This window comes from Amycolatopsis coloradensis (assembly GCF_037997115.1).
Taxonomy (GTDB): Bacteria; Actinomycetota; Actinomycetes; order Mycobacteriales; family Pseudonocardiaceae; genus Amycolatopsis; species Amycolatopsis coloradensis_A.
On sequence record NZ_CP150484.1, the window covers coordinates 2,237,515 to 2,250,850 of the forward strand.

Below are 13,336 nucleotides of genomic sequence, written 5' to 3' on the forward strand. Positions count from 1 at the left end.
AAGGCGTAGGGGGTATGAGTCGCCGCTAAACGGGCACTCGCCACACTCCCGAGACCACTTCACGGCAGTTTTGCAACGCCGTGACGTCCAGCCGGCCTTCGCAGGCGAGCGCCCGCAGCGCCAGCTCCGCGTAATGCGCGGCCAGCTGATCCAGGGTGAGCGGCCCCGACGGCGAATACCAGCGCGCGACCCCGCTGCACATCTCCACCAGTGCGAGCCGGGTCACCGAAGGCTGGTCGGTTTGGAAGACGCCCGCCGCGACACCGTCCTCGATGGCGTCCGCCCACAGTCTTTCGTAGGCGTCGCGCAGCCCCACCACTTCGGCCCTGGCACCCGGGGTGAGCGCGTGGACCTCGTTGTCCACCACGCGGGTGTCATCCGGCTGGATGGCGTGCGCGAGCACGTGCAGCGCCACCAGGGAGCCGAGCCGCGACACGGGATCGGTGAGTCCGGCGGTCGCCCGCTCGGCCGCGTCGAGCAGGCGCCGCAGCGACTCGTTCATGATGGCGACCAGCAGATCCTCTTTGGTGCCCATGTAGTGGTACAGGCTGGCGGACGACAGCTCCGCCTCCTGCGCCAGATCCCGGATGCCGGTGCCGTGGAACCCCTTGGCGGCGAACAGTTTCACCGCCGCCTGCCGGACTCTCTCCCGGGTGCTCACAACCATGTCCCGGTGGTCCTGTCCCACGAACCGGCGCGGAGGTCGCCCGCCTTCTTCAGCTCGCCCTTCGCGACCCGCTCGGACGGCGTCATCGGCAGCTCCGCCGCGATGGCCCAGAACCGGGGAACCTTGAAGTAGGCCAGTTTCGTCGAACAGAACTCCGCCAGCTCGGCAGGCTCGCACCGGTGCCGCTCGTTCTCGTCGAGGACGATGTACGCCTTGACCTCCTCGCCGCGGATGTCGTCCGGCACCGCGATGACGGCGGCGAGCTTGACCGCGGGATGCAGCTGTAGCGCCCGTTCGACCTCGTCCGCGGAGATGTTCTCGCCGCTGCGGCGGATCATGTCCTTGGTGCGGCCCACGTAGTACACGCGGCCTTCGGCGTCCATTGTGGCCAGGTCGCCGGTGTGGAACCAGCCGCCGTCGAAGGCGCGCCTGGTCGCTTCGGGATCGTCGTGGTAGCCGTGCATCAGGCCGACCCCGCGGATCAGCAGCTCACCGGTCTCCCCGCGCGGCAGCGGTTTCCCGTCCTCGCCGGCGATCATCACCTCGCGGGCGGGCGTCGGCCTGCCGAGGCAGCCGGTGCCGACGGTCTCCTCGTGATCCGCCGGGTACATCCGGATGTCGCCGCCGGTCTCGGTCATGCCGAAGGCCTCGTACCACGGCGCGCCCCAGCGTGCTTCGAGCGCGGCGTGCAGGTCGCGCGGGATGGCCGAAGCGCAGATCGCGCGCACCTGGTGTGCCTTGTCCAGCTCGCTTTCCGGCTGCCGCAGCAGGAGGGTGGGCATCAGGCCGAGGCAGTAGAACCAGGTGACGCCGTGTTCGCGGATCTTGTCCCAGAACGTCGACGGGTGGAAGCGGTCGAGCACCACCAGGGTCGCGCCGCCCGCGAGCCCCAGCGCGACGTTCCACTGTGGATCGATGTAGTGGAACGGTTGCGCGGTCAGGATGACGTCGTCCGTGCCGACCGACGGGTAGTCCGTGACCAGGCCGATCGCGAGTGTCGTCCAATACCGGTTCGGCAGTACGCAGCCCTTGGGCGCGCCCGTGGTTCCCGAGGTGTACTGGATGTTGACCGGCAGTTCGGCTTCGCTCGTGAAGGCCGGTGCGGCACCGGAACCGGTGAGTTCGCCGGGTGTGAGCACGCGTTCCAGCGAGGTCTCCGGCGCGATCTTGTTCAGCAGCTCCAGGAATTCCTCGGCGGCCACGGCGAACCTGGCGCCCGAGTGGCGCAGCACGTGGGCGCCGTCGAACTCGCGGTACCCGGTGTTGACCGGGACGAGTACCCCGCCGATCTTGGCCAAGGCCAGCCACAGCAACGGGAACTCGGGCTGGTTGCGCAGCATCACCGCGACCCGGTCACCCGGTTCCACGCCGAGTTCCAGCAGCGCGCGGGCGAACTCGGTGCTGCGCGCGTCGACGTCGGCGAACGTGAAGCTCTCCCCGGTGGAGTCGAAGATCCACGCCGTCTTGTCCGGCCAGAGCGCGGCGGCCCTGGTGGTCAGTCCGAGGAGGGTGTCGATTCCGGCGAACGAGGTCATGCCCGGCTCCGGAAAGCTTCGGCCGAGGCGGCGACCTCGGCGGAGTGCTCGGTGATCAGCGCGTGGCTGACTTCGAGTTCGAGGGCCGCGTCGAGGGAGCTGTCGATGCCGGAATCGAGGGCGCGTTTGGCCATCGTGGCCGCGGCCGCCGGATGCGCGGCGATCTTGGCCGCCCAGGCGAGGGCGGTGTCCATCAGATCGTCGACGGGCAGTGCGGCGTTGACCAGGCCGAGTTCGGCCGCTTCGGCGCCGCTCACGCGCTCACCCAGCAGCAGGAGTTCCTTGGCCTTCAGCGGGCCGACCAGCAGCGGCAGCAACCGCGAGGCCGCGCCCGTGACGCTCAGGCCCAAGGAGACCTCGGGGAAGGCGAACACCGCGTCTTCGGCGGCGAGGATCAGGTCGCAGCCCATCGCGAACTCGGCGCCCGCGCCGATCGCGTAGCCGTGGACCGCGGCGATGACGGGCTGGCGCAGCCCGCGAAGACGGCGCGTCACGTCCTGTAGCCGGTCGAGGCGCGCCCTGGAATCAGCTGTGTCCCCGGACGGGGTGGGCTCCTTGAGGTCGTGACCGGCGCAGAACGCGCGTCCCCGCCCGGCCAGCACGACGGCGCGTGCGTCCGAACGCGCGGCCGCGTCGAGCGCCTCCAGCAGGTCGTCGACCAGTTCGGCGACCACCGCGTTGAGCCGCTCCGGGCGGTTCAGCCAGATCACGGCGATGCCGTCGTCGAGTGCGTAGTCCACGGTGCTCATGACGCCGAGCCTAGACGACCGATCGATCGATCGATAGGGTCGAATACATGCGGGTCGACACGGTCTACGAGAACGCCCGGTTCCTCACCGGAACAGAGGAATCCGCATCGCTTGCGGTGCTGAACGGGCGAATTGTCGCGTCGGGCGACGACGCTGCCGCGCTTTCCGCGAAACGTCGCGTGGATCTCGGCGGCTCGGTGGTCGTGCCCGGATTCCACGACGCGCACAACCACATGGCCTGGTTCGGCATGGCCCTCGACGACGTCGCGCTTTCGTATTGCCGCAGTGTCGACGAGGTGTACGACGCCGTCGCGCGGCGCGCGGCCGAGACGCCGCCGGGCGGCTGGATCATCGGCAGTGGTTACGACCAGAACAAGCTCGTGGGCGGCCATCCGACGAGGCAGGGGCTCGATCGCGCCGCCCCTGGCCACTTCGTGCGGCTCAAGCACACTTCCGGGCATATGACCGTGGTCAACTCCGCGGTACTGGAGCGCCTGGACCTGGGGAACGTGCCCGTGGGCGGCGACGTCGTCCGCGACGAGGACGGTTCGCCGACCGGTCTCCTGCGGGAGCAGGCCCAGCTCATGCTGCGGCCGCTGACCTACCCGACGCCGGTGGAGCGGGTCGTCCGCGGGCTGGACAGGGCGAGCGAGCGGTATCTGGCCGAGGGGATCACGAGTGTCCAGGAGGCCGGGATCGGCGGGGGTCTCGTGGGGGAGACCCCCGCCGAACTCGCCGCGTACCAGCTGGCGCGCGAACGCGGGGTGTTGCGCGTGCGGAGCACGGTGATGGTCGCGGCGAGCGTGCTGCACGACCTCGACGCGGGTGCCGGCTTCGGCTTGGACCTGGGGATGCGCACCGGGTTCGGCGACGAATGGCTGCGGATCGGCGCGATGAAGCTGTTCGCCGACGGATCACTGATCGGCCGGACCTGCGCGATGCACGAGCCGTTCGCGGGCGAGCCGGACAACGTCGGCTACTTCCAGGTGCCCGAGGACGAGATCGCGCGGACGATCGCCGCCGCGCACCAGGCGGGCTGGCAGATCGCGACGCACGCCATCGGCGACCGCGCGATCACCGTCGTCCTCGACGCCTACGAGGCCGCGCTCAAGACCGACCCGCGGCCCGACCACCGGCACCGCATCGAGCACTGCGCGGTGCTGCGGCCTGGAGAGCTGAAGCGGCTGGCGTCGCTGGGGCTGGTCGCGTCGCCGCAGGGCCGGTTCGTCAACGAGATCGGCGACGGCATGCGGGCCGCGCTGGGCCCCGAGCGCGAGCCGTGGTGCTACCGGCTCAAGAGCCTGCTCGACGCGGGCTGCGTGCTCCCGGCCAGCTCGGACCGCCCCGTAGTCGAGGGCGCGCCGCTGCTCGCGCTGGCCGACATGGTGCGGCGGAAGACCGCGTCCGGTGTCGTGCTGGGTCCCGATGAGCGGCTCACGCCGGCCGAAGCCCTGCGCGCGTACACGTACGGATCCGCGTACGCGGCTTTCGCCGAGAAGGACCTGGGCACGCTGGAGGTCGGCAAGCTCGCGGACTTCGCCGTCCTTTCGGCCGACCCGACCGACGAGTCCACTTTGGATTCGATCCACGTCGTCGCCACCGCCGTCGGCGGCGACATCGTCTACGAACGGAGCTGAGACCCATGCCGGTACGGGACGCGGTCGCGGACGACATCGAGGAGATCTGCGCGCTCATCGAGGAGCACGCGGTCTACGAGGACAAACACGATCTGAAGCTCGACAGGCAGGAGATGGCCGGGTTCCTCTTCGGACCCGACCCGAAGGCCTGGGTGCTGCTGGCCACCCCTCCGGGTGAACCGGGCAAGATCGCGGGCTTCGCCTTCTGCAGCTGGAACTTCTCCACCTGGGAGGCCCGGCCGGGGATCTGGCTCGACGACCTCTTCGTGCGCCCGGAACACCGCCGCTTCGGCCTCGGGCGGGAGCTGCTCGACGAGCTGAGCGCGCGGACGCCCGGCCGGGTCGAATGGGACATGCAGGAGGGCAACGAGAAGGGCGAGGCGTTCTACGCCCAGCTCGGCGCCGAACCCGTCCCCGGCTGGATCCGGTACCGCTGGCGACCGCACGCCAGGTGAGCGGCAAGCCGTAAACTCGCACCCATGGGTGAAGGGGCAAGCCGCAGGTCGTCGTCCGTGGAGGACTACGTCCGGGTGATCTACGGGCTGGTGGAACGCGGCGAGGCCGTCACCAACACGTCGCTGGCCGGACGGCTGGAGGTCAGCCCGTCGTCGGCGTCCGGCATGGTCACCAAGCTGTCCCAGCTCGGGCTGGTCGCGCACGTCCCGTACCGCGGGATCGAGCTGACCACCGACGGCAGGCTGCTCGCCCGCTCCGTGCTCCGCCGCCACCGGCTGATCGAGACCTACCTGGTGTCCGAACTCGGCTACACCTGGGACGAGGTCCACGCCGAGGCCGACGCGCTCGAACACGCGGTGTCGGACAGGCTCGTCGAGCGGATCGCCGCGAAGCTCGGCAACCCGGTGCGCGACCCGCACGGCGACCCCATCCCCGCGCCCGACGGCAGCGTCGAGGAGATGCCGATGCGCATCCTCGACGACCTCCCGCCCGGCGCGGTCGGCGAGATCGTCCGCGTCTGGGACACCGATCCGGAGCTCCTGCGCTACCTCACCGAGCACTCCATCGGCCTCGGCGAGCGGATCGAGGTCGTCGAGCGCCAGCCGTTCGGCGGCCCGATGGTGGTCAAGGTCGGCTCGCCCCCGGACGCGGCGACACACGCCATCGGCAAGGAGATCGCGCAGGCGCTGTCGGTCGCGCTGCGCTGAGCCCCGTGTCCACTGTGGACGCGTATCGGCGGGGCGCATGTAGGGAATTTTCCCTACGTCTCTGCATAATTACGTCACCCGCCTGCCGCGCCGATAGGTGATCCAAGACCCTTCCGATCATGTGATCCCGCGCCTAGGCTGCGCTATTCCGGGTGGCTAGCGAGCGTGCGAAGGCGATGAAGATGACCGGTCAGCGGACACACACCATCGACCGGGGGGTGGCGGAAGGACGTGAACTCAGGCGGCTGCTGGAGACGGGGCCGTTCGCGGACGCCCTCAGGGCGGCGATCAGGGCGCGGGGGCTCGGTCTCGATCGGATCCGGTACCGGCTCAGAGGGCGGGGGTGCTCGGTCAGTCTCGCGACACTGAGCCACTGGCAGTCCGGCCGCTGTCGTCCGGAACGGCCGGAATCCCTGCTGGTGCTCAAGCATCTCGAGGAGGTCCTCGGGGTGCCGCCGGAGTCCCTGTCACGGCTTCTGGGGCCGCCGCGAGGGCGGGCGGCCCGGTGTACGGTGCCCGGCGAGGGCATCGTGATGCAGCGAGGCCGGGACACGTAGGGAGTGCGGGTGCGGGCGGTCGTCTTCGACGAGTTCGGGGTGCTGCCCGAGGTACGCGAGGTGCCGGATCCGGTCGCGCCGCCGGGCGGGGTGGTGATCGCCGTCGAGGCGACCGGGGTGTGCCGCAGCGACTGGCACTCCTGGCAGGGGCACGACACGTCGGTGAAGCTGCCGCACGTCGCCGGGCACGAACTCGCCGGCCGGATCGCGTCGCTCGGCGAGGGTGTACGCGGCTGGTCGGAGGGCGACCGGGTGACGGTGCCGTTCGTCTGCGCCTGTGGCACCTGCGTCCAGTGCGCGGCCGGTGACCAGCAGATCTGCGACCGCGAGTTCCAGCCGGGCGCGACCCACTGGGGCTCGTTCGCCGAGTACGTCGCCATCGAAAACGCCGAGGTCAACCTCGTGGCACTGCCCGACTCGCTGACGTGCGCAGAAGCGGCGGCGCTGGGCTGCCGGTTCGGGACGGCGTTCCGGGCCGTGCTGCGCCAGGGCGGGGTCCGGCCGGGTCAGCGGGTCGCGGTCTACGGCTGCGGCGGGGTCGGCGTCTCGGCGATCCTGCTGGCCGTCGCGGCCGGTGCGTCGGTCGTCGCCGTCGACCCGTCTCCGCAGGCCAGGGCGCTGGCGACGCGGATGGGGGCTTCTACGGTCGATCCGTCCGCGTTCGAAGGCCATGAAGCCGTCGCCGCGCACGTCCGCGACCTGACCGGCGGCGGCGCGCACGTCTCCCTCGACTGTCTCGGTTCGCCGACCACCTGTGCCGCCTCGATCGGCAGCCTCCGGAAGCGGGGACGGCACGTTCAGGCAGGGCTGATGCCGCCCGCGCAGGGCGTCGCGCCGATCCCGATGCACCGGGTGATCGGCGGGGAGCTGGAGATCGTCGGCATCCACGGGCTGCAGGCGCACGAGTACCCCGAGATGCTGCGGGTGGTGGAGACGGCCGGGATCGACCTCGAGGGCATGATCGGCAACCGGGTCGGCCTCGACGACGTCCCCGCCGTGCTGGCGGAGATGAACGACCCGGTGGCCGCGCGGGCCGGGGTGACGGTGGTCGAATTCGCACGGTGACCGGGTGAACGCACTGCGCTCAACCGGCCGATCGGAGTAGTCCGAAAGGTGGCTTCTCCCGGCCCGTTGTGGCAGCTTCCTTGGCCGTGACAGTCGAGGATGCTCCGTCCCGGCCGCGGTTCGGCCGATCCGTGCTGCGCTGGTTCGTCGCGGCGGGTGTCTCGGTGCGGGGCCACCGGATCGTCGGCGCGCGCCCTGGCAAACTCGACGTGTGGACGCGCTGATCCCTCGCCCGCGTACCGAAGTCGCGCCCGGTGCGGTGCATGTTCCCGACTGGCTCGACCTAGACGAGCAACGCCGCCTGGTCGAAGCGTGCCGGGGCTGGCGTGGCTACCGCCGGACACGGCTGCCGAACGGCGGCGTCATGTCGGTGCGGACGGTCTGCCTCGGCTGGCACTGGCACCCGTACCGGTATTCGAAGGTGACCGCGGACGGCTCCCCGGTGCTGCCGTTTCCTTCGTGGCTGGGCGATTTCGGGCGGCGGGCCGTTTCGTCCGCTTATGGTCCGTCGTCGTACGAGCCGGACATCGCGCTGGTGAACTTCTACGACTCCGCCGCGAAGATGGGCCTGCACCAGGACAAGGACGAGGCGTCGTTGGAGCCCGTCGTTTCGCTGAGCCTCGGGGACGCTTGTGTCTTCCGGTTCGGGAACACGGTCGACCGTGGGCGGCCGTATACGGACGTGGATCTGCGGTCGGGGGATCTGTTCGTGTTCGGCGGGGAGTCGCGGCTGGCCTTCCACGGGGTGCCTCGGATCTTGCCGGGGACCGCTGATCCGGCGCTGGGGCTGGTGGGGCGGTTGAACATCACTTTGCGGGTTTCAGGACTCGTGAGTGGTAAGGACGGTTAGAACCGTCCTTACCANGGCTGACGGAACGCGAGACCGACGTCCTGCGCCTGGTCGCGAAGGGGATGACGGCGCGGCAGATCGCCGAGAAGCTCGTGCTGTCGCATCGGACGGTGGAGAACCACGTCCAGTCGACGCTGCGGAAACTCCAGCTGCACAACGGGCGTGCGGGGTCACGGGAGCGGCCTTAGGGTGTCCGGGGTGACCAGAGAAGCCCCGGTAGTGCTGTGGTTCCGCCGCGACCTCCGGCTCGGAGACCACGCCGCCCTGCTGGAAGCCTCGAAACACAGCAAGCACGTCCTAGCCCTGTACGTCCTCGACGACGCGCTCCTCAAGCCCTCCGGCGCCCCGCGCGTCGCGTTCCTGCACGGCTGCCTGAAGGAGCTGGACGATCAGCTCGGCGGACGGCTGATGCTCGTCAAGGGCGACCCGGCCGAGCAGGTCGTCAAGGCCGCGCGCGAGATCGGCGCGGCGGCGGTGCACGTCAGCGCGGACACCGGCCCGTATGGCCGCCGCCGCGACGACGAGGTCAAGAAGGCGTTGGCGGAGCACGACATCGACTGGGTCGAGACGGGTTCCTCGTACGCGATCACGCCGGGTCGCATCACCAAACCCGACGGCGATCCCTATCGCGTGTTCACCCCGTTCTACCGCGCGTGGGTGCGCCACGGCTGGCCACGGCCCGCGGACACCGGCAAGTCCATAGTGGACTGGGTGGAACCGCCGCGCTCCGTCAAGCTCCCGAAGTCCCCGTCGCTCAAGGGGATGGAGCTGCCGGAGCCCGGTGAGCGGGCGGCGCTCGAACGCTGGCACGAGTTCCTGGACGACGGCCTCGAAACCTACGACGAAGATCGCGACCGGCCGGATCGGCCCGGCACGACAAGGCTTTCGCCGTATCTGCGCTGGGGGTGCGTCCACCCGCGCACCCTGCTGGCCGATCTCGCCGGGAACGAGGGATCCGGCGCCAAGGCGCTGCGCGGTGAGTTCGCCTGGCGTGAGTTCCACGCCGACGTCCTGTGGCACCGTCCCGAAACCGCGCGGAAGAACTACGATTCCCGGTTCGACGCCATGGAACACGAGAGCGACGACCAGGCTTTCCAGCGGTGGTGCGAGGGACGCACCGGGTTCCCCATCGTCGACGCGGGGATGCGGCAGCTGCTCGCCGAGGGCTGGATGCACAATCGCGTCCGGATGATCGTCGCGAGTTTCCTGGTCAAGGACCTGCATCTGCCGTGGTGGCTCGGCGCGCGGTATTTCATGAAGCATCTGGTCGACGGCGATCTCGCGTCGAACCAGCTGAACTGGCAGTGGGTCGCGGGCAGCGGCACCGACGCGGCGCCGTACTTCCGGATCTTCAACCCGACCACGCAGGGGGAGAAGTTCGACCCCGCCGGCGACTACGTCCGCCGCTACGTGCCCGAACTCCGTTCCGTGCAAGGCAAAGCCGTGCACAAACCCGCCGGCGTGCCCGATTACCCAGCGCCCATGGTCGACCACGCCCACGAACGTCAGGTCGCGCTGGAGCGCTACGGCGCCATCAAAGGTCCGTGAAGGCCTCCTTCCCTACTCTCAGGGTAGGGAATCCTCTGAATGCGGTCCTTGCGCGTGCAACTACCGCATTCAGAGGACGAAACGCGTGGAGTCAGAGGGGCGTGAAGTCTTCGGTGACCGAGATGTCGTCGGACGTCAGCAGCGCGACGGCGGCCCGGTAGCCCTCGGCCGCCTTCAGGTCCGCGAGGCGGGTCCGGTCCGGGTCGAGGGCCTGGTGGCTCGACCGCACCAGCCGCGCCTGCTCGCCGTGGCCGGAGAACGTGATGCTCTGCAGCGGGATCTTGAGGCCCTTCCCGGTGGCCTTCATGACGGCTTCCTTGCGCGTCCAGTAGGTGAAGAACGCCGTCGTGCGCTCGTCATCGGACAGCCCGGAGATCGCGGCCAGCTCCGTGGGGGTCAGCGCGTACTCCATGAGCGAGTCCTCGGCCCGCCTGGTGGCCGTCTCGACGTCGAGGCCGACCGGCGTCCCCGCGGTGGCCGCGACGCCGATGAGGTCGCCGGAATGCGAGATCGACAGCATCAGCGGTGCGCCGGGGATCCGGGGCCGTCCGTGCGGTTTGCCGCAGTCGTCACAGGTCGCGTCGAAGCTCACGTCCTCGACGGCCATGCCGAGCCGCTCGGCGGCGACCGTCTTGGCCAGGACCCTGCCGGTCAGGAACCGGCGTTTGTCGATGTCCTGGCGGTAGTTTCCGTACCGGCCCTGCTCCAGCTCGTCGAGCAGGGCCAGGAACCGGGGTTCGGCGGGCAGGGGCGGGGACCAGCGGACCGCACATTCGATCACGTCTCCCTTTTTACCCGATCCCGCACCGGATCACTCGGGTGTTCGTTGAGTGGCGTCTTTACCCCGATCCCGCACCGGATCACTCGGGTGTTCGTCGAGCAGCGTCGCCTCGTCGAACGGTGATCGGCCGTTCAGGGTCCGATCCAGCTGCTCGCGGTCGATCTCTTTGGTCCAAGTGCCGATCAGCACGGTCGCGACGGCGTTGCCCGCGAAGTTCGTCAGCGCGCGGGCCTCGGACATGAACCGGTCGATGCCGACGATGAACCCGACGCCGTCCACCAGCTCCGGCCGGTGCGAGGACAGCCCGCCCGCCAGCGTCGCGAGCCCCGCGCCGGTGACCCCTGCCGCGCCCTTCGACGCGATGATCATGAACACCAGCAAGGAGATCTGCTCGCCGATGGTCAGTGGTTTGTCGAGTGCGTCCGCGATGAAGATGGACGCCATCGTCAGGTAGATGGCGGTGCCGTCGAGGTTGAACGAGTACCCGGTCGGCACGGTGATTCCGACGACCGGTTTGGAGACGCCCGCGTGCTCCATCTTGGCGATCAGCCGCGGCAGCGCCGACTCCGACGACGACGTCGACAGGATCAGCAGGAACTCGCGGCCGAGGTACTTCAGCAGCTTGAAGATGTTGACCCTGGCGAGCAGGCCGAGGATCAGCCCGAGCACCACGAACACGAACAACGCGCAGGTGATGTAGAAGCCGAGCATGATCACCGCGAGACTCTGCAGCGCCTTCCAGCCGGTCTCGCCGACGACCGCGGCGATCGCGCCGAACGCGCCGACCGGGGCCGCCCACATGATCATCGCCAGGATCCGGAACACGAGCCGCTGGATGTGCTCGATGCCGCGGCGGATCGGCTTCCGGAACACGAGCCGCTGGATGTGCTCGATGCCGCGGCGGATCGGCTCGCCCTTCGTGCCCAGTTTCTGCAGCGCGAACCCGGCGAGCAGTGCGACCAGCAGCGTCTGCAGCACCTCGCCTTCGGTGAACGCCGAGATCAGCGTCTTCGGGATGATCCCGAGCAGGAAGTCGACGGTGCCCTCGCTCTTGGCGATCTGGTCCTGTCCCTTTTCGGCGATCTCGGGGGTCAGGTGCAGTCCGGTGCCCGGCTGGAGGAGGTTGCCGACGACCAGGCCGATGACCAGCGCGACCGTCGACATGACCAGGAAGTACCCGAGCGCGAGCCCGCCGACGCGGCCGACCTTCGCGGCTTTCGCCACCGAGCCGACGCCGAGCGCGATCGTGCAGAAGATGATCGGCGAGATCATCATCTTGATCAGGTTCACGAACCCGGTCCCGAGCGGCTTCAGTTCCTTGCCGACCTCGGGGAACAGGATGCCGACCGCGATGCCGAGCGCCACCGCCGCGATGACGGCTATGTAGAGGTAATGGGTGCGATCCCGCTTCGTCGCGGGTGCTGCCGTGCTCATGGGTGCCCTTCGACGAGATGGGAACAGGTCGCGAAAACTTATGACAACTCCTCGGCGAACGACAACCGAAGCGGTACGCTTGAGCTAAGCGAGCGCTTAGTCACTGTCGAACAGGAGCGGGCTGACCATGGATTTCTCTCTGAGCGTCGAGGAACGCGAGGTGCGCGACTGGGTCCGCACGTTCGTCCAGCGCGACCTCATGCCGCGTGAGCAGGAGGTGCTGCGCCGCGAACGCGCCGGTCAGCCCGGCCTGACCGCCGACGAGCTGCGCGAACTGCAGCTGAAGGCCAAGGAATCCGGCTTCTGGGGGGTGCAGACGCCCGAGGAGTACGGCGGTATGGGCCTGTCCGCGGTGATGACCGCGCTGCTGGAGGCCGAACTCGGCCGCACGTTCGTGCCGTTCCGCTTCGGCGGCGCCGCGGACAACATCCTCTACTACGCCAACGACGAGCAGAAGGAGCGCTACCTGCTCCCGACGATCTCGGGCGAACGCAAGTCGTGCTTCGCGATCACGGAGCCGGGCGCCGGCTCGGACGCCAAGGCCATCCGGACCTCCGCCCGCAAGGACGGCACCGACTGGGTCATCAACGGCGAGAAGACGTTCATCACCGGCGGCAACGAGGCCGACTTCGTGATGGTCTTCGCGATCACCGACCCCGAGAAGGGCGCGAACGGCGGTGTCACCTGCTTCCTCGTCGACCGCGACGCCGGCTGGAAGTCCGAATACATCGACACGATGGGTGAATGGGGCCCGGCGTCGCTGGTCTTCGAGGACGTCCGCGTGCCGGAGACGCAGATCCTCGGCGAGCTCGGCCACGGTTTCGACCTGGCCATGCAGTGGATCGGCGCCGGCCGCTACCTGCTCCCCGCCCGCGCGATCGGCTCCTGCGAGCGGCTGATCTCCATGGCCATCGAGCACGCGAACACGCGGGAGACGTTCGGGCAGAAGATCGCCGAGCGCCAGGCCATCCAGTGGATGATCGCGGACTCCGGCACCGAGCTGGAGGCCCTGCGCTGGCTGGTGCTGCACGCCGCCTGGCAGGTCGACCAGAAGCTGGACTCGCGGCACGCGCAGTCGATGGCGAAGTTGTACGGCGGCGTGAAGGCGAACGAGATCGTCGACCGTGTCCTGCAGATCCACGGCGGGATGGGCTACACGCGGGAGCTGCCGGTCGAGCGGTGGTACCGCGAACTGCGGCTGCTGCGGATCTACGAGGGCACCGACGAGATCCAGCGCCGGACCATCGCGCGCAACCTGCTCAAGGGGCACGTCAAGGTCGGCGGCACCTTGGGCTGAGACGGGGTACAAGTGGTCGTGAGTGGCGATTCGGGTCAGAACACAGATCGGTA

Annotated in this window: 14 protein-coding genes and 1 pseudogene; 10 read left to right on the forward strand and 5 right to left on the reverse strand. The window is 69.3% G+C overall.

Going from position 1 to position 13,336, the window contains the following annotated elements; all coding sequences use genetic code 11:
- Positions 1-25 precede the first annotated feature (25 nt).
- Genes LCL61_RS10485 through LCL61_RS10495 form a run of 3 tightly spaced genes read right to left on the reverse strand, consistent with a single transcriptional unit; the run spans position 26 to position 2,951 of the window.
- Positions 26-667 carry a TetR/AcrR family transcriptional regulator gene (locus tag LCL61_RS10485; protein WP_340686658.1) on the reverse strand — a complete coding sequence of 214 codons (642 nt, stop codon included), beginning with the start codon at positions 665-667 and terminating at the stop codon, positions 26-28.
- Positions 658-2,202 (reverse strand): ATP-dependent acyl-CoA ligase, encoded by a 1,545-nt coding sequence (locus tag LCL61_RS10490; protein ID WP_340686659.1) that lies wholly within the window; start codon positions 2,200-2,202, stop codon positions 658-660. The genes LCL61_RS10485 and LCL61_RS10490 overlap by 10 nt, the downstream gene beginning before the upstream one ends.
- Positions 2,199-2,951 carry an enoyl-CoA hydratase/isomerase family protein gene (locus LCL61_RS10495; RefSeq protein WP_340686660.1) on the reverse strand — a complete coding sequence of 251 codons (753 nt, stop codon included), beginning with the start codon at positions 2,949-2,951 and terminating at the stop codon, positions 2,199-2,201. Before LCL61_RS10495 ends, LCL61_RS10490 begins: the two co-directional genes overlap by 4 nt.
- A gap of 47 nt (positions 2,952-2,998) precedes the next feature.
- Here LCL61_RS10495 and LCL61_RS10500 point away from each other — a divergent pair, with 47 nt between their 5' ends.
- The 9 genes and pseudogenes from LCL61_RS10500 (at position 2,999) to LCL61_RS10540 (ending at position 9,771) form a co-directional block, all read left to right on the forward strand.
- On the forward strand, positions 2,999-4,588 hold the full coding sequence (locus LCL61_RS10500) for an amidohydrolase (protein WP_340686661.1): 1,590 nt from the start codon (positions 2,999-3,001) through the stop codon (positions 4,586-4,588).
- Positions 4,589-4,593: 5 nt separating this feature from the next.
- Positions 4,594-5,043, forward strand: a complete 450-nt coding sequence (locus LCL61_RS10505; RefSeq protein ID WP_340686662.1) for a GNAT family N-acetyltransferase — start codon at positions 4,594-4,596, stop codon at positions 5,041-5,043.
- 24 nt (positions 5,044-5,067) lie between these two features.
- On the forward strand, positions 5,068-5,751 hold the full coding sequence (locus LCL61_RS10510; RefSeq protein WP_192743702.1) for a metal-dependent transcriptional regulator: 684 nt from the start codon (positions 5,068-5,070) through the stop codon (positions 5,749-5,751).
- Positions 5,752-5,927: 176 nt separating this feature from the next.
- On the forward strand, positions 5,928-6,308 hold the full coding sequence (locus LCL61_RS10515) for a transcriptional regulator (RefSeq protein ID WP_340688544.1): 381 nt from the start codon (positions 5,928-5,930) through the stop codon (positions 6,306-6,308).
- A gap of 9 nt (positions 6,309-6,317) precedes the next feature.
- Positions 6,318-7,373, forward strand: a complete 1,056-nt coding sequence (locus LCL61_RS10520) for an alcohol dehydrogenase catalytic domain-containing protein (protein WP_340686663.1) — start codon at positions 6,318-6,320, stop codon at positions 7,371-7,373.
- An 86-nt stretch (positions 7,374-7,459) separates the two neighbouring features.
- On the forward strand, positions 7,460-7,597 hold the full coding sequence (locus tag LCL61_RS10525) for a hypothetical protein (protein ID WP_340686664.1): 138 nt from the start codon (positions 7,460-7,462) through the stop codon (positions 7,595-7,597).
- Positions 7,585-8,223: an alpha-ketoglutarate-dependent dioxygenase AlkB gene (locus tag LCL61_RS10530; RefSeq protein WP_340686665.1), complete on the forward strand. Its 639-nt coding sequence runs from the start codon at positions 7,585-7,587 to the stop codon at positions 8,221-8,223. Before LCL61_RS10525 ends, LCL61_RS10530 begins: the two co-directional genes overlap by 13 nt.
- A gap of 2 nt (positions 8,224-8,225) precedes the next feature.
- Positions 8,226-8,411, forward strand: a pseudogene (locus LCL61_RS10535) (response regulator transcription factor); the annotation flags it as partial.
- A 10-nt stretch (positions 8,412-8,421) separates the two neighbouring features.
- On the forward strand, positions 8,422-9,771 hold the full coding sequence (locus tag LCL61_RS10540) for a deoxyribodipyrimidine photo-lyase (RefSeq protein WP_340686666.1): 1,350 nt from the start codon (positions 8,422-8,424) through the stop codon (positions 9,769-9,771).
- 91 nt (positions 9,772-9,862) lie between these two features.
- On the opposite strand, the gene LCL61_RS10545 is transcribed toward LCL61_RS10540, so the two are convergent.
- Entirely contained in the window at positions 9,863-10,552 is a 690-nt protein-coding gene (locus tag LCL61_RS10545; protein ID WP_340686667.1) for a 4'-phosphopantetheinyl transferase family protein, read from the reverse strand.
- Positions 10,553-10,582: 30 nt separating this feature from the next.
- Positions 10,583-11,986: a cation:dicarboxylate symporter family transporter gene (locus LCL61_RS10550; protein ID WP_340686668.1), complete on the reverse strand. Its 1,404-nt coding sequence runs from the start codon at positions 11,984-11,986 to the stop codon at positions 10,583-10,585.
- 127 nt (positions 11,987-12,113) lie between these two features.
- On the opposite strand from LCL61_RS10550, the gene LCL61_RS10555 reads away from it, so the two are divergent.
- Positions 12,114-13,283: an acyl-CoA dehydrogenase family protein gene (locus tag LCL61_RS10555; protein ID WP_034308631.1), complete on the forward strand. Its 1,170-nt coding sequence runs from the start codon at positions 12,114-12,116 to the stop codon at positions 13,281-13,283.
- Positions 13,284-13,336 lie beyond the last annotated feature (53 nt).

What these genes read in the sequence shown, in the direction of transcription:
- LCL61_RS10485 (WP_340686658.1), bottom strand. Translation starts at nt 667, where the DNA reads ATGGTTGTGAGCACCCGGGAGAGAGTCCGGCAGGCGGCGGTGAAACTG.
- LCL61_RS10515 (WP_340688544.1), top strand. Translation starts at nt 5,928, where the DNA reads ATGAAGATGACCGGTCAGCGGACACACACCATCGACCGGGGGGTGGCG.
- LCL61_RS10550 (WP_340686668.1), bottom strand. Translation starts at nt 11,986, where the DNA reads ATGAGCACGGCAGCACCCGCGACGAAGCGGGATCGCACCCATTACCTC.
- LCL61_RS10500 (WP_340686661.1), top strand. Translation starts at nt 2,999, where the DNA reads ATGCGGGTCGACACGGTCTACGAGAACGCCCGGTTCCTCACCGGAACA.
- LCL61_RS10490 (WP_340686659.1), bottom strand. Translation starts at nt 2,202, where the DNA reads ATGACCTCGTTCGCCGGAATCGACACCCTCCTCGGACTGACCACCAGG.
- LCL61_RS10510 (WP_192743702.1), top strand. Translation starts at nt 5,068, where the DNA reads ATGGGTGAAGGGGCAAGCCGCAGGTCGTCGTCCGTGGAGGACTACGTC.
- LCL61_RS10495 (WP_340686660.1), bottom strand. Translation starts at nt 2,951, where the DNA reads ATGAGCACCGTGGACTACGCACTCGACGACGGCATCGCCGTGATCTGG.
- LCL61_RS10505 (WP_340686662.1), top strand. Translation starts at nt 4,594, where the DNA reads ATGCCGGTACGGGACGCGGTCGCGGACGACATCGAGGAGATCTGCGCG.
- LCL61_RS10555 (WP_034308631.1), top strand. Translation starts at nt 12,114, where the DNA reads ATGGATTTCTCTCTGAGCGTCGAGGAACGCGAGGTGCGCGACTGGGTC.